Raw genomic sequence first — 17817 nt, forward strand, 5'->3', positions numbered from 1 at the left:
ATCAAGAAGTTGCTGGCAAAGTATCCGCAGTGGGGGGTTGCGATTGTTGATGGGGTGTTGGTGGATTGGGAAGGGTAGCGGTTTGAGTAGCTAAATCTTGATACTTGATGTCAAGGAAGTACTGATGCTTGACTAAATAGAGCAAATGTACTAATTTGTCCTCAGTGATTCTTGCTTAGAACCATAAAAACAATGGAATTTTCTTACACTATTCTTTACGTAAAGGATGTTACCCAGTCGGTTGCTTTTTACGAAAAAGCATTTGGGTTACACCAACATTTTATTCACGAAAGTGGACAGTATGCACAGATGCAGACAGGCTCAACAAAACTTGCGTTTGCCTCCAATGAACTAGCTAGCTCAAATCTAATTAACGGATTTCAAGAAAACAGCTTATCTGCTCAACCTGCTGGAATCGAAATTGCCTTTACAACAGATGATGTTGATGCAGCTTTCAATCGTGCTGTTGAGGCTGGTGCAATTAGTTTAGTTGTACCAAAACAAAAGCCTTGGGGACAAAAGGTTGGATATGTCAGAGATTTAGACGGTATTTTAATTGAAATTGGAAGTCAAGTTTAGACAATTATCATAAAACACATAATTATAATTTATGATTATTTGTTGGTGAAAGTGGGTAAACTATTCAGATAGATTACCCACAATATTGGGAAAGTTCCGCCGCGCCTGTGGCTCAAAATGAATTTTTTCCAAGTGATGAATATCTACTTTAGGAATACGATTTCAAACTGTTAGCCTTCGCGCCTCCAAAACTTGACTTTCAAACCATCCCTCGGACGAGAAAATGGTAGTACTAAGCGTTCTAGATTTTGTCTAGGAAGTATCTCCCATTCATAGTCACGAATCAATAATACGGCAAACAGTTTCATTTCTAACCGAGCAAACTCTTTACCTAAACATTCTCGAATCCCACCACCAAAAGGAATATAGCTTCCAACCCTTTGTTTGTCTTGAGTGGATTCAGATGCAAAACGTTGTGGGTCAAATTGTTGAGATTGAGCGTAAACATTTTCGTCTTGATGAGTTTCCTGAATTTGGTAAAACACGTCCCAGCCTTGGGGGATACGGTATCCAGCAAACTCACTTTCCTTAAGTACTTTACGCGAACCGCTACGAACGACTGGAGGCAGCATTCGTAGAACTTCTTTTAGCACAAGCTCTAGATAGGTCATTTGCTTAAGACATTCTGGTGTCAGCAGTTGTGCGTGTCCAATTTTCGCTTGTTCCAAACGTGCTGTTTGCCACACCTGTGGATGTTGAGCTAACAATAAACAAAAGGAAGTTAATGCTGAAGTTAAAGTTTCGTGTCCAGCAACAAGCATTGCTAACACATTATCTTTCACATCCTCAATACTCAGATGATTCCCTTCCTCATCTTGTGCAAGTAATAGAATTCCTAAAACATCTCGATGGGCAATAGGTTGTTTTTGACGTTGAACAATTAACTGATCAAATTGAACAAGAAGCTGCTCTCGCGCACGAACTGCACGAGCAAACTTGCTTAGAGGAAATCGAATCGGAATAGATAATAGTCCATTACTCCAAGCCTCGTAAACTTTTTCCAAGTTCTCATTTGCGGCATTATCAACACCTATAAACAACCTACAGGCAATATCAAGTGTGTATTTTTTCAGTTCAGGATACCAAGTGAAAGTTTTCATCTCTTCCCATTTATGCAGATAACGATGGGTCAACTGTTCCATTGTTTTGGCATAGTCAGCTAACGCTCTTGGCTCAAAGGACTGGAACAACTGTTTACGAAGTTTTTGGTGAGCAGTACCTGTCTTGACTCCAATTGAGTTGGCTCCTAGTAGCACCTCAAAACTTGTAGTATTAGTCATCTCAAATCGCTGACTTTCATTAGTGAATAGAAAACGTGTGGCATCTGCCCCAATTAAGACAATCGTTGGGCGACCAAATAGATGGGTTTTGAAGACTGCTCCATATTGCTTTTGTCGCTGCCCAATAAAACGTGCTGGCTCTTGCAGATAACTAATGGATTCGCCAATGAGCGGCAAGCCAAAGCGACCAGGGGGTAATGGGAGTGAGCGCCCGGTTGAAAAGCTAGTCATGTTTTTTCTCACTTTTGAGTGATTTGAGATTATATTTACGATACCGTATCGTAAAACATGAGAGAATGTCAACTCAGTAACTGTCCGCAAGTTGTCTAAATACTGATGCTTTGAGATGATAATTGCATGAATAAACCCGCGAAAAATCTGAGAGGACGACCTCGTAACCTTCAATCTCATCAAGCCATTCTGCAAGCAAGTTTGGAACTACTATCAGAAGTTGGATATGAACGTACAAGTATTGATGCAATTGCAGTCCGTGCAGGAGTTAGTAAACCCACTATTTACCGACGCTACAAAGGTAAAGAAGAACTGATTGCATCGGCAATAGAAAGTTTTAGAGAAGAAGTTATTATCCCTGACACTGGTAGTCTTTGGGATGATATTGATGCTCTGATTGAGAATGCCGCGCAAGTTACGCTTAGTCCTTTGGGACGGCAGACTGTTGCCATGATTATCAGTAGTGCCTCAACTAGTCCTCAATTTGCTCAAATTTATTGGACAAAATATCTGCAACCTCGACGGCAAGCTTTTGCTGTTGTAATTGAACGAGCAAAAGTCAGAAATGAAGTTGACGCAGATTTAGATCCTAGTTTAGTTTTTGATACAATGAGTGGAATTATGCTTTATGCACAAATTTTTCAACCTCAGACTGAGCCTTGGGAAGTATATGTTCGTCGTGCAATACATCTTTTAATCAAGTAGCACGGTGATGCCAAGTAGAACAGAGTCAATCAGCTTAGTTGTCAGGTACGGGTTTTTACGGACTGTAACACAAGATTTCTGTTGAAGTTTATGTGTTTAGCGATCGCATTTCCTGAGCAAGTTTGCACAGTGAAGGTTTGGCAGAAGTAATGCTTTCAACTACTAGCGTAGTCCAGTACTCGTTCCCACTCCCAACGCCAAGCCGTCTCTACCAGTATTTCTTTACCATTGTTGAATTTGATAAATTCTTGCCCAAAGGCAATAAAACACATCAGCAACGAGGTGATTGAATACATCATACCCCACTTGGAGGCTGTGGCATTCCACTGTTCAATAGCAATTCTTCTTTCCTTTGCTGATAATAGTTCTAGAGCTAATTATTTAAGAGGTCTGATTGTGGTCTTTGCTCAAACCAGTCCCCCAGATATAATAACAACTCGCCTCACGTTAGACGAGTATCGGGCTATGGAAGAAACAAACCCCGAACGCCATGAATACCGTAACGGAGAGATTATTACTATGTCGGGAGGGTCAGAATCTCATAGTGCAATCGCTAGCAACTTCTTAATTTACTTAGGGTTTTTACTGAGAGATACTAACTTTCGTTTGTATAACAGCGACTTGCGAGTTTGGATTCCTGAATATCAGTGTGGGACTTATACCGATTTAATGGTTGTTAATGGTGAACCAGAGTTTAATAGCAATCGCAATGATGAAATTCTGAATCCAATGCTTATTGTCGAAGTTTTATCACCCTCGACTGAAGCTTATGACCGAGGGGACAAGTTCAGAAAATACAGCACTTCCGGCAGCTATGAGGTACATCCTCAAATCTGAAAGCTTTTATAGGAGAGGGCAAGGAGAAAAACTGTATTGCATAATAGCCGGAAGCGCTGTATCGCTCGATTGCTAGCTTTTGTGAATATCTGCTTGTAAGCCAAACTGAACCCTACATTGAGCAATATCATAATTTGGATCGTAATAGTAACGAGCGCTGGCTATGGCAAGTTCACTCTCATCTTGAGCGGACGATTGTTCTGCACAGTTTAAACAACGTGGAAATTCCCCTAACTGAAATTTATCGTCGGATTAATTTTTAAGGCTGCTTAACTCTCTTGGAACTGATTAGTGGGACTCGTTACCAAAAGAAGCGCTCCCAAGAAAGCTAGAAAAAGCAACTAGCATCCAACCGAAACAAATATGTTTTTGGGTTTGCCAATCGTATCTGTCTTCTATTGCCGGGATTGTGTTAGCTTCAACAATTTCTAATGCCCAATAGCCCAATGCACTGATGCCAAACAACATAGTGCTGACAATAGACAATTTAACGATGACTTTGAAAATGTAATCGCTTAAAGTAGGTAGTACCTGAAAGGATTGTCTGTGATGATGGTGGATAGTGAGTTCACTAGGGGCTACAACCAAAACACGTCTTGGTTTTTGTTGAGTGAGTTGGGAGACAACTTGTTTATTATCAGTCATGGGTCGAACCAAAGCCTGTTTTTTGTAGCTAGATTAGTTTCAGTAATTATATTGTAAACTTTCGTCAGGTATTATATGGTTAAATTTACATAACACTCCCCCATTTAGAAAATATTTAGACCAGGTTTTCCATAAAAATAACCGAAGAACCCTGAAAAGATTGTATTGTTATTATTCATTACATCAACACCGTCGCTATGAAAAATCTGTTGCCATTGTTATTGAGTGTTATTTTATTAAGTAGCACATCAGGTTGTAATAAAACTAATACCCAGACTGACAACACTTCTAGTAACGATAAAACTGCGCTCCCAGAAGGCACATCTAGTCAACCAAATAATCAACAAATATCTGTACCTGCTGGAACAAGTTTTGAGACTGTTCTTCAGCAAGAGATATTTACGAGTAAAAGCCAAAATAATGACCGCTTTGTTTTAGAAATTAAGAATTCCTCAATCGGAGTCAATAAAGTTCTTCAAGATGGTCAAATACAAGGACACCTGGAAGATGTAATCAAAGCTGCTAAAGGAAAAAAAGCAAGTTTACATTTAGTTTTTGATGATATTTCGCTTAAAAATGGTTCATCTTATCCCATTGATGCAACTTTAGTAAACACCAAGTTAGAAACAAAAACTAAAGGTAAATTTATTCCAAATGCAGGGATTATTTTAGGTGGTACAATTGCAGGTCACTTTCTTGGTAATCAAGCCAAATTCAAGCATGGTGGGCTAGCAGGTGGTGCAGCTGCGGCTGCTTTTGTTTTGTCTAGCCCTGGTGGAGAAGTTGCCCTGAAAAAAGGTACAGATATTAAACTTCAACTAAAATCTGCTATTAGTGCTAATCAATAAACCATCAGTGATAGTGGAATCTCCGGCTTGATAACCTGAAACTATTGCTTGAAGTCGGTGCCATTCGATAATGGTTGTATGGTAATTCTTGCGGATGAAGGCACTGCGCTCTGTGTAATCACATTGATCGCAGATCAGAAAATAGAACCGAGTCGCCCCTCTGCTGAGTTGATGGCTGAAAATTCAGTTTCAGATGGAGAAGTGAAAACAGTTGATCAGGGTGAAAGTTCCGCCGCACCTGTCCCCAGTGCTGAAAAATAGTCACATGAGGCGATAGTTGCTTTTGTCAAATATGCGACCGGGGCGTATGCAAAAACTGAAACTTGCAGCAAATTCAGGGGAGAATCCGGGCTTTGACTTTTTGGTTGAGTGTTGGAATGATGATCCGGCGAAAGCAAATTGTGATCAAGAAGTTGCTGGCGAAATATCCGCAGTGGGGAATTGCTTGTGTGGATGGGGTGCTGGTGGATTGGGAAGGGTAGCGGTTTGAGTAGCTAAATCTTGACACTGGATGTCAAAGGGGAGCAATGCGATTTTGTGAGGTGCTAAAACCAAGAACGGAATAGGGTATTTCGGGATGCGATCGCAACGAAATAAACCTGGTTTTATTGAGAATCTAGCGATGTAGTTGATAATTAAACCCCGATCTCACATTTTCGCATTGCTCCCTAGTTGTCATAGCTACTAACTCGGCGGAAGCTCCTTGAGCGTAAGTAAGGTGGTCTTTGCCAATCTTTTCACCCACCGTTACTACGATGCGCTTCCAACCAATCATTGTGCCAAGACCAAGTGCAATGAGGCTCTGATGGTATCTGATTTGGTTTCAGTCCCCTTGCTGCGGGGTAATAGGTTTTGGAAACCCGCCTTCAGAGGTTGCACAGCTAAATATTCCTTGTTTCAGTCCCCTTGCGGGGTAATAGGTTTTGGAAACCGACAGCGATCGCCATCGCATCAGCCCAAGATTCTTTGTTTCAGTCCCCTTGCGGGGTAATAGGTTTTGGAAACCCAGGTTTCGGATCTTTTTTCTACCATGAGGGTTGTTTGTTTCAGTCCCCTTGCGGGGTAATAGGTTTTGGAAACCGCAGCTTGCTGCGTTATTGCATTCTAGCTTTTTTCAAGTTTCAGTCCCCTTGCGGGGTAATAGGTTTTGGAAACTATTAATACAGGCATTCAAGTTCTTTCTTTGAAGTTTCAGTCCCCTTGCGGGGTAATAGGTTTTGGAAACTTTGCACCGGGGATGAGTGCGATCGCCCCTAGCATGTTTCAGTCCCCTTGCGGGGTAATAGGTTTTGGAAACAACAAGACAGCAAATTAACAATGATGTAATTGTTAAGGTTTCAGTCCCCTTGCGGGGTAATAGGTTTTGGAAACTCATATTTTTATGCAATTAAAAGGCATAGTAGAAATGTTTCAGTCCCCTTGCGGGGTAATAGGTTTTGGAAACATTTATTTGATATTAGACGATCGTCTGGGGTCAAAGTTTCAGTCCCCTTGCGGGGTAATAGGTTTTGGAAACTTGGCACTGGGAGTCCAGGAGCATCATTTATTGGGTGTTTCAGTCCCCTTGCGGGGTAATAGGTTTTGGAAACTCAAAGCTGATTCTGTAGCTGGAGCTATAGCTGCTTGTTTCAGTCCCCTTGCGGGGTAATAGGTTTTGGAAACCTAATTGGAGACATACAAATAGATCCAACAGTAATAGAGTTTCAGTCCCCTTGCGGGGTAATAGGTTTTGGAAACCTAAACCTCAACTTTTTAGGATCACGTGCATACTGCATGTTTCAGTCCCCTTGCGGGGTAATAGGTTTTGGAAACTTTGCGAGGATTTCCAAGCGGACGTACTTTGTGGATTGGTGGGTTTCAGTCCCCTTGCGGGGTAATAGGTTTTGGAAACGACGCTTATGACAATGGGACAGGCTACAGAGAGTAGTTTCAGTCCCCTTGCGGGGTAATAGGTTTTGGAAACTTGTATGATAAATAAGATTAGGCAGATTGTCAATGATGTTTCAGTCCCCTTGCGGGGTAATAGGTTTTGGAAACCTAATCCGGGAGCCGGATCTAATCCTTGATATTGACGTTTCAGTCCCCTTGCGGGGTAATAGGTTTTGGAAACAGATAATCATTCTTAGTGTAAATATTAACATTAATAGGTTTCAGTCCCCTTGCGGGGTAATAGGTTTTGGAAACATATTGTTTTCCCGACAATAAGCAGGGCACTACTAGCGTTTCAGTCCCCTTGCGGGGTAATAGGTTTTGGAAACATATCAGCATTTTGTTTAGCTGCTTTACCTGTCAGGTTTCAGTCCCCTTGCGGGGTAATAGGTTTTGGAAACAGCTCCATCTGAAACTGTTACGGAGCAAGCTTCCTGGGAAGGTTTTTGACGGATCGAAAAAAAAGGTCATTTTCAGCCGATCTTATTGCAACTAATTTGCAACTTCCCTTCGCACTGAAACTGTGAAACTATTTAGTTGTCAAGGTTCTGGCGATTTTGGCAGATCCCCAGGGTTTTTGACCTCGCTTCGACTTGCCAAACATCAAGCTGATTACATAATCATAAGACTATTGTTTCCTCTTGTCGAGGAATTTCAGACCCGTATGTAATTGTTCGTTTAATTGCACCTGCATCAAGTATATACAATCGTACCGAATCCTCTTCAGGCTTAACCAGTTTTTCTATTTTGGTTTGGAGAGTAGCAAATTGTACTGCTGTTAAAAAACACTCAAAAACGCTGTATTGTGTCCATTTTCCGTAACCTGACAACATTTTATGTAGGCGAGTACGACGTTTATTTGCAGCTTTGTTATCAGGCAGATCGTAAATTATTAAATAAAACAGAGTAGTCATGGTCAGATTTTTCGATAATTGATAATTAACGTAAAGATAGAGCTTTATATGGAATCCCTTCCTGTAAATGCCGAGACAGTAACCGCGCTTGTAGTTCAATGGCTCGTCTATAAGTGCATCTGTACTCAAAAACCGGATGTTTAAATTCATCATTCATTTTGCGCTCGAATGCCTGTAAGAAAGTTTTCCTGGCAGTATCCTTCAGACGATATGCACCCAAACTTTCGTTAAAATCGTCAGGTTGAATTTCATGTTTGTGCAATACAGCTAGTACTACATTGTCAGAAATCAAAGCACGAAATTCTTCCATTAAATCCAGAACCATTGCAGGCTGACCATGATGGACTTCATGCAAATAACCAATATAAGGATCTAACCCAGCAACATGAACGGCAGCCGTTACTTGAACTCGCAACAAACCATAAGCAAAACTGAGAAGTGAATTCACAGGATCAGTAGGCGGACGACGATTTCGACCAGTAAATGTCCATTGCTTTCCAACCATCCGTGGCCAGCAAGCAAAATATTCACGTGCAGCTAGACCTTCAATTCCTCTGACTTGATCTATGTTTTTTTGGCTTTTAACAAGACTTTTATGCTCTTTAAGAGGATTATCTCGCTCATTATGACGATACAAAACCTGATATTGATTATGAATTTTGGCTGTCACAATTGCTTTGACTAATCCTAAACGTCCGACGGGATCACTATATAGTTTATATTGTGCTAATCGCAATTGACCATTGCGCGAATAACCAGGAAGTGCGGAACCCAGATATTTACCAAAGCTAGAAAGATAGTGAACAGGCATACCTAATTCCAAAGCATAAACTAGAGCATCACCTGTGACTTGAGGATTGCCCATCAATACAACTTGTTCAACAGTTTGGGCTGCAACAGTCTGTTTTTTCCAAGAACCATCTGATTGTTTAAGAGCAACATTAAAAGCTTCGTAATTCTTGCTCAAAACGGCATCAGCCTGAGTTACGTAAAGTACTGACATTTTAGAGTTGTGGTAGTGATTTATGGATAAAACTTATTAATCAATTTACTCCCGATGAAATTAATCCTCGGTTTCAGAAGTCATTGACCCCCGTAACTGTTTAACTTCAAAAGGCAGACAAATCTCTTTTAAACTGCATGAAAGACACTTTTTAGTGTTATCAATCGGTGTAGGCATAGTTGTTTGAGATGCAAGTTGAGCAAGAACAATTGCTTGCTCAGTCATTTGTCGTAATTGAGGTGTAAATGCTACTGTCTGTCTTCTGCGGTTAGTATGATAAAAAATCTCACCATAAGCAAGGGTGCGTCCGGTACGTTCTTCTATACACAAAGCTGCTGCACAAAGTTGAAAATGGTCGTTAAGGTGCTGTGCCATCTTCCCTTTTTTATATTCCACAGGGACAAGCTGACCATCGCATTCTTCAACTGCATCAATGATACCTGCGACTTTCAAGCGATCGCTCCACACCCACTGTTGCTGATGAATAAGCATCTCTCCTTCTTGAAGTGTTCCCTCTTCATTGATATTGCGGTGTATGTGACGACCCAAGATAATATGCTCGTTATCTGACATTTCGCCCAAGACATATTCAAGGTAAAATCTGCGTGGACAATATTCCCAGGCATTGAGGTATGCCAAAGGTAAGTAATCTTCATTCATCTTTTCGTTTGAATGTGTATTTTTAGTTCAGCCCCGTAATCGGGATTCAACCAATCTCACTTGCCCCATTCCCATCGCTGTTTTGCGCCCAACTCCCGCAAATGTTGCAAAATGACTTAAGATTGTGGCTATTCTTGCTTGCTGGGAATCTAAAAATCGATACTTTACCCATCCTTGGGCACCAATTGCTGCTCCACCTTCCATTTTTAAGGCATGGGTTTTGAGGTCATAAGCAGAAACAAAACCATTCCACTCGACTTCGGGAAATTGCAGTTCTGACGGAGCAAATGTGTTCCAACGGCGCAATAGACTGTTAAAAACCAATTCTGGTAGGGGGAAAGGCTGCACTCCTCTATTTTGCTTGAAGCTAGTAGGTGAAAGAAAGCGCAACTCAATTACGCTTTGGGTTGTTGCCTGTACTAGTTTTTCAAAACTACTAGCTTGCAAGATATCTATCGATTTCCCCAATTGGCAAGGTATGCCTGCCAGCATGATTGACTCTCCCAGATTGGTACTTAATCCCCAAAGTAAAGGTGCTAGCAGTTCTTTTTTCAACAAGGTTATTCTCAACTGCATCTTTTGTGGAGAAACATACTGCATTGCCACAGTTAACGGTAAGGTATTTTGTTGATGCAAGTGTTCAGCTAAGGCAGTATCGGCATTAGCAAACCACTGAAAACATTGAGCATGGATAGCTCGTCCTAATGTTTGCCCTGGTGCGGCAGATGCAACAGAAACTTGAATCACATGCAAAGCATCGGAATCTACTTCAACCCCTGTTAGTTCATAGGATTTTTGCCACCACTCCACCAAGGTATTCTGAGCAATCTGCTGACAAATAGATTGCATCAGATTTGGATACAGAACTGAGCTTGGCAATACAGGCATAATTTTGGTAACACCTCCGTTAATCCGTAAAGGAATCCAAACTGGTAAAAGCTGGGTTTCTGATAGCCAAGAGTTCAGTGGAGTGGGGCTGATTGAAGTTTCTACTTGTTTGAGAACTACGCTAAGTCCAGCGAATGTGACTTCAGTATCTTTGGTACATATCATAACGGGCGCTTGTAGCAACAAGTCGTAAAGGTAGAAAGCCAGGTTTAATTACTCGGTCTTTGTCCAGTTGTGCTTTATCGGTGGAAAAAGGATTGATTCGGTTAAAGGTAGCTTTTTCACCTAAATCATCCATTGGCTGTGCTGTAAAGCCAGTTATCAGATTTGGTTGAAATAATGGTTCGGAAGTTTCTTGTTTGTATTCTGGAAGATATTGAAAAAAACAGCCTCGTTTACCAAAGTAGTTAATTTGAGCAAACAGCTGCTCTAGTTCTGTCAAGCGATCGCAACCACCACAACAAATTTGTAGATGTCCTTGTAAATGCACCCATTCCCGAAAAACAAACCCACCCTGCATAGGTAGTGTCGTCCGGCTCTTATCTGCCTTATCAGCAGTTTGATCGTAGTAGCGGAGTTTGTAGCCGTTGCGATTCACAACCAATTGCTCTGGTGGCCAAATATAAATTTGTAAGTCTCGAATCCAGGTAAATTCGCTTTTAATCCATTGATCAAAATTACTTTGATGCTGCCTTCCTTGACTTTCCAACAACACTTTCAGCAACGCCATCTTGATCGCATAAGGAGTTGGCACTAGATTCGACCGAGCCGCCATGCTCGTTGCATCGGAGCGTTTGAGGGAGAATAGGCTAACGGGCTGATAGGTGACGGTTAACCATTGGTTGGAGCTTGCTTTCACCTGCTCCTGTTTGAAGAGTGAAGATTTTGATTTATTCGATGGCTTCGGCATTGTTACTCTCCCAAGGTTGCGATCGCTCAATTAGGGTTTGAATTTGTTCGGCGAACTGGGCAATTGTCCCAAAATCAAAGCAGTGAATTGTACCTGCACCATTGAGATTATTTAGGGTGTCAGCCAAGCTATGAATTTGGCGGCTGTAACTTGCAGATAAGGGACTGAGCATTGGTGCGGGACAACGGCGAGTGCTAACAGTAATTACACCTTCAAAGTGATCAGGATGGGGTAAATGGGTATTGCGCTTTGCACCATTGGGTTGCAGGTAGGTATAAAGCACACTTTTTAGTAAAACATCAAGCCGCTTTTTACGTTCAATCGGATCAATGCTGTAGCTAAAATTATGGGGATTGTAGCCAATGCGAAAAGCTTCAATATTGAGAACAGTTGCATATAAACCGGAACTTACCTGTACATTGTAAGGAGTTGGGTTATCTGTTCCATATTTCGCATGGAAGTAGCTCTGGGTTTTGACTAAGGTTGGTAAACCGACAGCGGCCCCAAACTCAATTACAGATTCCCGTTTTAGAGTTTGTCCACCCTTAACTGTCACCATAAATCCCTCTAAGTCGCTGATTGTGCAACGCTGAAGTACTTGGTTTGTTTTGGCAGTTAAATCTGTGTCTGACTGCGTAAAAACCGGAAGTCCTTTTTCCAAGTCATAACCAATACGGTCAGGATGAAATTGCTTTCCCCCTTCTGAAAGTGTTAGTCCTTCCTGAATTGCAATCCGGTGCAGATGTTCTGCTTGGATATGTTTGAGCATATCCCCGGAAACTCCATTAACATATTCAGGTTCACTCATGTCTTTCTGAATAATATAGTAGCGACGCGTTAGCGATTGATTGCCCTCGTTGCCTTCATTATTCAGAGCATGAAGTTGCCAGGACAATGTACCACTAACTGAAATTGAATGAACGGGAAAATGTGTTTTAGTCATTGTTGGATTCTCCTAAATTTTCAGTTGCTTCCAAGTTGTTTAAATCTTGCTCATCATTAATATCCGCATTCTCATCTTCCAAATCCACTTCCTTCGCCTTCGTCCAACGGGCATACCCATAAGCAATCAACAAATTAGCAACCAGTACTGTGTCATAGTTTTCAACCAATTCAACTAATCGGTCTAGGTCTTCTTTGGTTGTCCAAACTCGTCTTAGGGATTTGCCTTCCTTGAGAAGTTGTTCCGATAAGCGTAAATTTTCTGCTTGGTATTTCGCCAGAAAATCAGTAATTTCGCTCAAAAAATCCTTCTTGGAGCCAGATTGACTGCTCAAACGTTGTGCCAATCCATAGGTGCGTTGCCAATCTAGTTCTATAACACCCTGTTGAGTTTTCACCTTCCCTGCATATACTGTTGCTTGATTAATTGCTTTGGCGATGCGGAGAAAGCTGGGGTCTGTAGTAATTTTGGTGAAATCTGTGTCTTTTTTAGTCATAGTGTTCAGTCCAGCAATTGAAAATAAACGGGGAGGTTTTGCTTTGGGATCTGCCAAGCGTTTAACTATGTAATCGGCGTAACTAGCCTGAAAACGAAAAAACCTATGAAGATTTGTCCCAGTAATAAAATCTCGATATGCAGCCAACAATTCGCTGTGTCCCTCTTCCGCCGATAGGCTACCGATCACAAACAGATGTTCATTTATAACCTTCAGATAATCTGTCAATTCCTCAGAATTTTCCGGTCGAATCCACCCAGGCAGTCCCAAAGTAAAAACTTCTTTGACACCATAAACCTGCCCTTTCGAGCCAAAGTGAGTGCCTACAAAATTGCTGACAAAATGGTTAATCGGTTGCCATAGGTCAAAGTCATCTAGTTCTGCATCAGCTTGAGATGGGTGACTACTAAGCAGTTGTTGACAAAACCGCAACACCAACTCTGCATCAAACCGGGCAATCCCATGTCCTCCAGAAGGTGGGTTATATTTGCGTAATTTATCTAACACCTCCCGATATTTGCTCAACTGAATATCTAATGGTTCCAACGCTACAACTCGCCAGTCATAAACTCGTTCGGCAATCTTGACCCGTTCAGCAACCCCAAAGCTAAATAATCCTCCCGCAATCAGCCATAAACTTAGCCAATCTGCTTTTTGAGAATCTACTTTGTTGCTATCTGCCTTGATGCGGTTAACTCCCTGAACTGATGTGGGCAGATAAACTTTCACGGCACTGGCCTGTTGAGGCAACTGGCGACCAGTTGCTTGTTTGAATAACTCCGCAACCTGCTTAGTTTCTCCATTCAAGCTAGAGTAATTTTCCTGGCTAAAAACTTGGAAGAGGGTAACAAGCAAAACACCATAGTGATCCTTGTTCTGCCAACCCAATTGCCACAGTTCGTTATGATTGCGATCATGGCGCATGGAAGTTAGGACTACACCATTTTGAGTACTAGGATGGGGTGGATCTGGTGCATCTTCATTAGATTGAACTTTGCCCCGTTGTTGAAATACATAATCTCGGTAGAGTTTTCGCGCATCGCTTTGTTCTACTGTGTCAAAGATAATTGTTTCCTGAGATATTTGGCTGATATCTGTCTTTTTACCTTTGACTGATGGAAACGGGTTTGTGTAACTTAGTTTACCTATTGGTTCTAAATTGACAGCTTTCTTCAACTGGATGCAGTAGCGTGTCCCTTCATCCACAAGCTGAATGTCGGTTTTTTGGTTAGTCGCTTTCAGGGCATATTCCACAAGCTGCACCAGACCTAGCATTAGAAAAGTATCGGCATAAGTCCCGAATTTTTTAGTGACAAATAGGCGCTCTATCATCTGGCGTTTTACCCATGAGCGTTGTGTACTTCCAAAGATTCTATACCCCGTTGGAAGACCCCTATTCCAATATGTCAGACCTTTCCAAATATGAAGCCTATTGGTTAGAGTTAGAGCAAACTGATACTTCCTTTGCTGTACTTGTGATGGCACACCTGCGGGGACAGGCGATAAATCAAGACTTCGCTGGTCGATTCCGGTGATAGCTAGATATTGTGAAGCTGTACTGAACGCTGATCGCAAAGGCGCAAAGCTCTGACTATTAGCAAGTAAAGTTGCAAATATTCAGTTTGGTCAGGGGAAAACCTATTTAAATCAAAGTCTTTTTTAATCGGGTAGACATCTTTACCCAAGTTTGCTTTTGCTAAGGATAATGGCTGTGGCAGAAATCTATGAATACTCCGCCAACTATCAGCGATAGCTTGCTTTGCCTCTGGGTGCAACTCTATACTTTTAATCTTAGCTGTTGCTGCTTGATCCCATCCCCCTGCCCAAGCAGAATGGTGACGACCCGCAGCCATGATTACTGTATGAAAGATGTATTTAATTTGCTCTGTGTCTGCCAAAAAATTATCTTGCAGTAGAGGTACTAACGCTTGCTTGAGAATATCTTGGGCTAAGTAAGCACTTTCAACAGCATGGTTTGGACGCTTGTGTTTCTTTTCGTAGGCTTTGAGGGCATCTCGTTGATGTCTGTCTTCTGGGCTGTAGTCAGTGTGCGCTAATAGATGTTTTCCGGGGTTTCTGCCAGAGAATGAAGAATGAGCAATCGCTTGCCATCCCTGCATCACTTCTTGCCATTTCACTTGTAGTTTCCCCAGGTCATGGGTGAAAATAGCTAGAAATACCAATATTTCAAATAAAGCTTCTGCTTCTTTCTCCTGCGTCTGCGGAAAAATTTTACCTTTGATAAATCGTCCACCAGCTGCTAACAGTTCATCACGAACACTAGTATAAGTAGTTTCTTGGGACACTCCATTTTTTAATCGGTTTGCTGTAAATGCTTCCCGCCAGCATTTCCACATCAACACTAGATGCCCGACATAATTGTCCATGTTATAGCGATACTCACTGGCGATTACACGTTTTGACTTGTCAGGAGAAACAAAGTGGTTCCCGAAAACATCAATGCCAATTAATAAGCCAATATGTTCGTCATAATGAACATAGCGAGGATTGACTAAAATCCGTATACTGCCAATCAGTGCCTCACGAGATTTAATTGGAGTGCAAACAGGTTGACTATACGTTTCTGCTTTCCCTTTTGGGTTTTCAATCTGCTTAAAAATCCAGTCTGCTCCAAATTCCATATTTTGAAACTCCCGCCACACCTTGCATAGCATGGAAACAGGTAGCGAAAAACTTAGCAGTTTTTGGGGATCAACTACTTCCTCTTCAATATCAATTAAGCCATCTTCCTCCCAGATAAATACACTGCGGCTATCGATTGACCGAATCAATTCTCTCCCGGCAGATTGATCCCCTCTAAAAAACGCATCTTCAAAGCGTTGTTCAAAATTCATCCGGTTGTTAAGTCGTCGCTGTTGCTGTAGTAAGTCTTCTGTAGTGTGAACCTGATTTATCCATTGTTCTTCAGTACGAAATCCAACATTTTCATTCGCCTGTACAGATTGGGTGTGTTCCTGCAACACAAGCCATGTGAGTTCACAGGTTTCTTGAGGATATGGCAGAAAGCTTTGCTTTTTAGGTGCTGATTCTTCTTCTAGTTCTAAATCTGCGATCGCTATTTTACAAGAAGCTGCGTTAACTTCAACTGTAGGATAAATATAGATTTCTCCTTGCTCACCACCAAACCGAGCGCAACGTCCAGCCCGTTGTAAAAGCGAGTTCATTGGACAAAGTTGAGTGTGCATGACTTGGCAGGTGATGTTGATTCCTGCTTCGATTACTTGCGTAGAAATCAAAATGTAGCAATTACCATCATCTTGCCAGTTTTGGGCAAATATAGTTTTCAGGTCAGTTTCTTTTTGGGCCCGATGTTCTGGGAGGAATCTCGAATGTAACAATGTAACGTGCAATATTCCCTCATCGTAGTTCAGTTCCTCTAAATCCCGAAATAAACCCTGAGCCTGGGAAACTGTGTTACAGATGACTATTACTCGTTTACGCCCATAAGCTCGAATATCGTCTAGGATTCCCGAAGCGTTAAGAGGATGAGACACAGCTTGAAATGTACGACAGCGATCGCCTTCTATCGACTGTAAATCTGCATCTTCAACTTGAATAATTTCCATTGTTTACCAACGTCTGTATTTGGGTTGCAAGCTCATTAGTTAAAGTCGCGGTCATTAGCAAAAATGGGGAAATGCCTTTGACTTGTTGCAAAACTTTCAAAACAGTAGCGAAAGAGCGGTCTGGGTCAAGCAGATGTAATTCATCAAATACTAGATATGAGGCAAAAATCGCTCCTGAGTTAACATTGGCAGAACCACGACCGACTGAGTAAGGGATATTCAGGAAGCTGCTCAACATTTGGTCAATTGTACAGAAAACTATATCACCTTCAAAGCGGGGGTCTTCTGGGTTCTCTCCTGTTTGTAGGGTGACAGCTAGAGAGCGGGATGATGGATAAGCCTTCTCCCAATTCGCAACTAATATTTCAGTACGTTGGCGGAGGCTGTTGGCTAGGGTTCGCAGGGGGACAACGTAAATGAGTTTATTAGGGAAGTCTATATTCAGGGCTTTGGCGAAGAGGAAGGGTGCGATCGCTGTTTCTGTTTTTCCTGATCCTGTTGGTGCGCGGAGGAGGATATCTTGAGGCTGTAAGAGTTTGGCGATCACTTCTCGTTGAAAGTTGCGCGGGGCGTAGGTCGTGAGGGTTTGGAAATATTCATCAATCATAATTGATAAAATGAATTAGGATGATTTTGATATTAGTTAGTAATCAGTTATAAATTTGGAAACTTATACTAAGTTTTTACTGAATACTGATTATCATTAACTGCTTACTGATTCTGCGAGGAATTATGCTGCTAACTGAACATCGCGCTGACCGAGTGGTTCTTTACAATATCAGTTGGCAAAAGTTTGAGAATTTATTAGTAGACTTAGGTGAAAGCCGTTCAGCTAGGGTAGCTTATGATGATGGCACATTAGAGATTATGACACCGTTACCAGAACACGAATATTATAAAGAAATAATTGGTGACATCATTAAAGATACAGCTGAAGTTTTGGAGCTAGATTATGAGTGTTATGGCTCAACCACCTGGAAGCGAGAACTAAAAAAGGCTGGAATTGAATCTGATAATTGTTTTTATTTTCAAAATGAAGCCCTAATCCGAGGTAAACTCAAGTTTGATCTAAATCAAGACCCACCTCCAGATTTAGCTTTAGAAATTGATGTTACCAGTAAATCTTTAGATCGCTTTCCCATCTATGCACGGTTAGGCGTACCTGAAATTTGGTCTTATGACTCTGGAGAAATCAAAATTTACCAGTTGCAAGGTGAGGAATATCTTGAAAGAGAAACAAGTTTAGTGTTTCCTAATCTGAATATTCAAGAGATTCCCTCACTAATTGAAAGATACCGTATGGTAGGAAGACGAGTTTTCCGACAAGCGATTAGGGAGTGGGTAAGGGGACAGATGGTTTAG

Annotated in this window: 19 protein-coding genes, 1 pseudogene and 1 CRISPR repeat array; of the genes and pseudogenes, 7 read left to right on the forward strand and 13 right to left on the reverse strand. The window is 41.5% G+C overall.

Features of this window, described 5'->3' with window-relative positions:
• The first annotated feature begins 192 nt into the window (after positions 1 to 192).
• Positions 193 to 579, forward strand: a complete 387-nt coding sequence (locus V7L31_RS13490; RefSeq protein ID WP_334696691.1) for a VOC family protein — start codon at positions 193 to 195, stop codon at positions 577 to 579.
• A 170-nt stretch (positions 580 to 749) separates the two neighbouring features.
• Here V7L31_RS13490 and V7L31_RS13495 read toward each other — a convergent pair whose 3' ends face one another.
• A complete protein-coding gene (locus V7L31_RS13495; RefSeq protein WP_334696692.1) occupies positions 750 to 2090 on the reverse strand; it encodes a cytochrome P450 in 1341 nt (446 codons plus the stop codon).
• Between the two features lie 126 nt (positions 2091 to 2216).
• Between V7L31_RS13495 and V7L31_RS13500 the strand changes: the two genes are divergently transcribed.
• Positions 2217 to 2795: a TetR/AcrR family transcriptional regulator gene (locus V7L31_RS13500; RefSeq protein ID WP_334696693.1), complete on the forward strand. Its 579-nt coding sequence runs from the start codon at positions 2217 to 2219 to the stop codon at positions 2793 to 2795.
• 155 nt (positions 2796 to 2950) lie between these two features.
• On the opposite strand, the gene V7L31_RS13505 is transcribed toward V7L31_RS13500, so the two are convergent.
• A complete protein-coding gene (locus V7L31_RS13505) occupies positions 2951 to 3094 on the reverse strand; it encodes a hypothetical protein (protein WP_334696694.1) in 144 nt (47 codons plus the stop codon).
• 97 nt (positions 3095 to 3191) lie between these two features.
• Here V7L31_RS13505 and V7L31_RS13510 point away from each other — a divergent pair.
• A pseudogene (locus V7L31_RS13510) lies at positions 3192 to 3895 on the forward strand (Uma2 family endonuclease).
• Between the two features lie 25 nt (positions 3896 to 3920).
• Here the strand turns inward: V7L31_RS13510 and V7L31_RS13515 are convergent.
• On the reverse strand, positions 3921 to 4277 hold the full coding sequence (locus tag V7L31_RS13515; protein WP_334696695.1) for a hypothetical protein: 357 nt from the start codon (positions 4275 to 4277) through the stop codon (positions 3921 to 3923).
• A gap of 197 nt (positions 4278 to 4474) precedes the next feature.
• Between V7L31_RS13515 and V7L31_RS13520 the strand changes: the two genes are divergently transcribed.
• Both V7L31_RS13520 and V7L31_RS13525 read left to right on the forward strand, forming a co-directional pair.
• Entirely contained in the window at positions 4475 to 5125 is a 651-nt protein-coding gene (locus tag V7L31_RS13520; protein WP_334696696.1) for a hypothetical protein, read from the forward strand.
• 78 nt (positions 5126 to 5203) lie between these two features.
• A complete protein-coding gene (locus V7L31_RS13525; protein WP_334696697.1) occupies positions 5204 to 5386 on the forward strand; it encodes a hypothetical protein in 183 nt (60 codons plus the stop codon).
• Between the two features lie 355 nt (positions 5387 to 5741).
• On the opposite strand, the gene V7L31_RS13530 is transcribed toward V7L31_RS13525, so the two are convergent.
• The 8 genes from V7L31_RS13530 to V7L31_RS13565 form a co-directional block, all read right to left on the reverse strand.
• Positions 5742 to 5942: an inorganic phosphate transporter gene (locus V7L31_RS13530; protein WP_334696720.1), complete on the reverse strand. Its 201-nt coding sequence runs from the start codon at positions 5940 to 5942 to the stop codon at positions 5742 to 5744.
• Between the two features lie 77 nt (positions 5943 to 6019).
• Positions 6020 to 7455: a CRISPR direct-repeat array (repeat unit 37 nt; unit sequence GTTTCAGTCCCCTTGCGGGGTAATAGGTTTTGGAAAC).
• Positions 7456 to 7674: 219 nt separating this feature from the next.
• Positions 7675 to 7968, reverse strand: coding sequence for a CRISPR-associated endonuclease Cas2 (cas2, locus tag V7L31_RS13535; RefSeq protein WP_163927040.1), 294 nt, complete (start codon positions 7966 to 7968; stop codon positions 7675 to 7677).
• A gap of 25 nt (positions 7969 to 7993) precedes the next feature.
• Positions 7994 to 8971: a type I-D CRISPR-associated endonuclease Cas1d gene (gene cas1d / locus V7L31_RS13540; RefSeq protein ID WP_334696698.1), complete on the reverse strand. Its 978-nt coding sequence runs from the start codon at positions 8969 to 8971 to the stop codon at positions 7994 to 7996.
• A 60-nt stretch (positions 8972 to 9031) separates the two neighbouring features.
• Positions 9032 to 9631 carry a CRISPR-associated protein Cas4 gene (gene cas4, locus V7L31_RS13545; protein WP_334696699.1) on the reverse strand — a complete coding sequence of 200 codons (600 nt, stop codon included), beginning with the start codon at positions 9629 to 9631 and terminating at the stop codon, positions 9032 to 9034.
• A gap of 27 nt (positions 9632 to 9658) precedes the next feature.
• Positions 9659 to 10684 (reverse strand): CRISPR system precrRNA processing endoribonuclease RAMP protein Cas6, encoded by a 1026-nt coding sequence (gene cas6, locus V7L31_RS13550; RefSeq protein WP_334696700.1) that lies wholly within the window; start codon positions 10682 to 10684, stop codon positions 9659 to 9661.
• Entirely contained in the window at positions 10662 to 11429 is a 768-nt protein-coding gene (locus V7L31_RS13555; protein ID WP_334696701.1) for a hypothetical protein, read from the reverse strand. The genes cas6 and V7L31_RS13555 overlap by 23 nt, the downstream gene beginning before the upstream one ends.
• Complete coding sequence (locus V7L31_RS13560) at positions 11410 to 12372, reverse strand: DevR family CRISPR-associated autoregulator (protein WP_334696702.1); 963 nt, start codon at positions 12370 to 12372, stop codon at positions 11410 to 11412. The genes V7L31_RS13555 and V7L31_RS13560 overlap by 20 nt, the downstream gene beginning before the upstream one ends.
• The gene (locus tag V7L31_RS13565) at positions 12365 to 14200 is read right to left on the reverse strand and encodes a hypothetical protein (protein ID WP_334696703.1); all 1836 of its coding nucleotides are present in this window, start codon (positions 14198 to 14200) and stop codon (positions 12365 to 12367) included. Before V7L31_RS13565 ends, V7L31_RS13560 begins: the two co-directional genes overlap by 8 nt.
• 71 nt (positions 14201 to 14271) lie before the next feature.
• Between V7L31_RS13565 and V7L31_RS13570 the strand changes: the two genes are divergently transcribed.
• Complete coding sequence (locus V7L31_RS13570; protein ID WP_334696704.1) at positions 14272 to 14403, forward strand: hypothetical protein; 132 nt, start codon at positions 14272 to 14274, stop codon at positions 14401 to 14403.
• 3 nt (positions 14404 to 14406) lie between these two features.
• Here the strand turns inward: V7L31_RS13570 and cas3 are convergent, their stop codons facing one another.
• Together cas3 and V7L31_RS13580 are read right to left on the reverse strand one after the other, a co-directional pair.
• Complete coding sequence (gene cas3, locus V7L31_RS13575) at positions 14407 to 16455, reverse strand: CRISPR-associated helicase Cas3' (RefSeq protein ID WP_334696705.1); 2049 nt, start codon at positions 16453 to 16455, stop codon at positions 14407 to 14409.
• The gene (locus tag V7L31_RS13580) at positions 16436 to 17062 is read right to left on the reverse strand and encodes a DEAD/DEAH box helicase (RefSeq protein ID WP_334696706.1); all 627 of its coding nucleotides are present in this window, start codon (positions 17060 to 17062) and stop codon (positions 16436 to 16438) included. The genes cas3 and V7L31_RS13580 overlap by 20 nt, the downstream gene beginning before the upstream one ends.
• A 125-nt stretch (positions 17063 to 17187) precedes the next feature.
• Here V7L31_RS13580 and V7L31_RS13585 point away from each other — a divergent pair, with 125 nt between their 5' ends.
• The gene (locus V7L31_RS13585) at positions 17188 to 17817 is read left to right on the forward strand and encodes a Uma2 family endonuclease (protein WP_334696707.1); all 630 of its coding nucleotides are present in this window, start codon (positions 17188 to 17190) and stop codon (positions 17815 to 17817) included.

Origin of the sequence: Nostoc sp. (genome assembly GCF_036916655.1) — a bacterium.
Taxonomy (GTDB): Bacteria; Cyanobacteriota; Cyanobacteriia; order Cyanobacteriales; family Nostocaceae; genus Nostoc.

Excerpts from the sequence above, each read along its gene's own strand:
- cas3 (WP_334696705.1), bottom strand. The coding sequence starts at position 16,455 with ATGGAAATTATTCAAGTTGAAGATGCAGATTTACAGTCGATAGAAGGC.
- V7L31_RS13580 (WP_334696706.1), bottom strand. The coding sequence starts at position 17,062 with ATGATTGATGAATATTTCCAAACCCTCACGACCTACGCCCCGCGCAAC.
- V7L31_RS13505 (WP_334696694.1), bottom strand. The coding sequence starts at position 3,094 with ATGATGTATTCAATCACCTCGTTGCTGATGTGTTTTATTGCCTTTGGG.
- cas2 (WP_163927040.1), bottom strand. The coding sequence starts at position 7,968 with ATGACTACTCTGTTTTATTTAATAATTTACGATCTGCCTGATAACAAA.
- cas6 (WP_334696700.1), bottom strand. The coding sequence starts at position 10,684 with ATGATATGTACCAAAGATACTGAAGTCACATTCGCTGGACTTAGCGTA.
- V7L31_RS13500 (WP_334696693.1), top strand. The coding sequence starts at position 2,217 with ATGAATAAACCCGCGAAAAATCTGAGAGGACGACCTCGTAACCTTCAA.
- cas1d (WP_334696698.1), bottom strand. The coding sequence starts at position 8,971 with ATGTCAGTACTTTACGTAACTCAGGCTGATGCCGTTTTGAGCAAGAAT.
- V7L31_RS13525 (WP_334696697.1), top strand. The coding sequence starts at position 5,204 with ATGGTAATTCTTGCGGATGAAGGCACTGCGCTCTGTGTAATCACATTG.
- V7L31_RS13515 (WP_334696695.1), bottom strand. The coding sequence starts at position 4,277 with ATGACTGATAATAAACAAGTTGTCTCCCAACTCACTCAACAAAAACCA.
- V7L31_RS13570 (WP_334696704.1), top strand. The coding sequence starts at position 14,272 with ATGTCAGACCTTTCCAAATATGAAGCCTATTGGTTAGAGTTAGAGCAA.
- V7L31_RS13565 (WP_334696703.1), bottom strand. The coding sequence starts at position 14,200 with ATGATAGAGCGCCTATTTGTCACTAAAAAATTCGGGACTTATGCCGAT.
- V7L31_RS13495 (WP_334696692.1), bottom strand. The coding sequence starts at position 2,090 with ATGACTAGCTTTTCAACCGGGCGCTCACTCCCATTACCCCCTGGTCGC.
- V7L31_RS13560 (WP_334696702.1), bottom strand. The coding sequence starts at position 12,372 with ATGACTAAAACACATTTTCCCGTTCATTCAATTTCAGTTAGTGGTACA.
- V7L31_RS13520 (WP_334696696.1), top strand. The coding sequence starts at position 4,475 with ATGAAAAATCTGTTGCCATTGTTATTGAGTGTTATTTTATTAAGTAGC.
- V7L31_RS13555 (WP_334696701.1), bottom strand. The coding sequence starts at position 11,429 with ATGCCGAAGCCATCGAATAAATCAAAATCTTCACTCTTCAAACAGGAG.
- V7L31_RS13585 (WP_334696707.1), top strand. The coding sequence starts at position 17,188 with ATGCTGCTAACTGAACATCGCGCTGACCGAGTGGTTCTTTACAATATC.
- V7L31_RS13490 (WP_334696691.1), top strand. The coding sequence starts at position 193 with ATGGAATTTTCTTACACTATTCTTTACGTAAAGGATGTTACCCAGTCG.
- cas4 (WP_334696699.1), bottom strand. The coding sequence starts at position 9,631 with ATGAATGAAGATTACTTACCTTTGGCATACCTCAATGCCTGGGAATAT.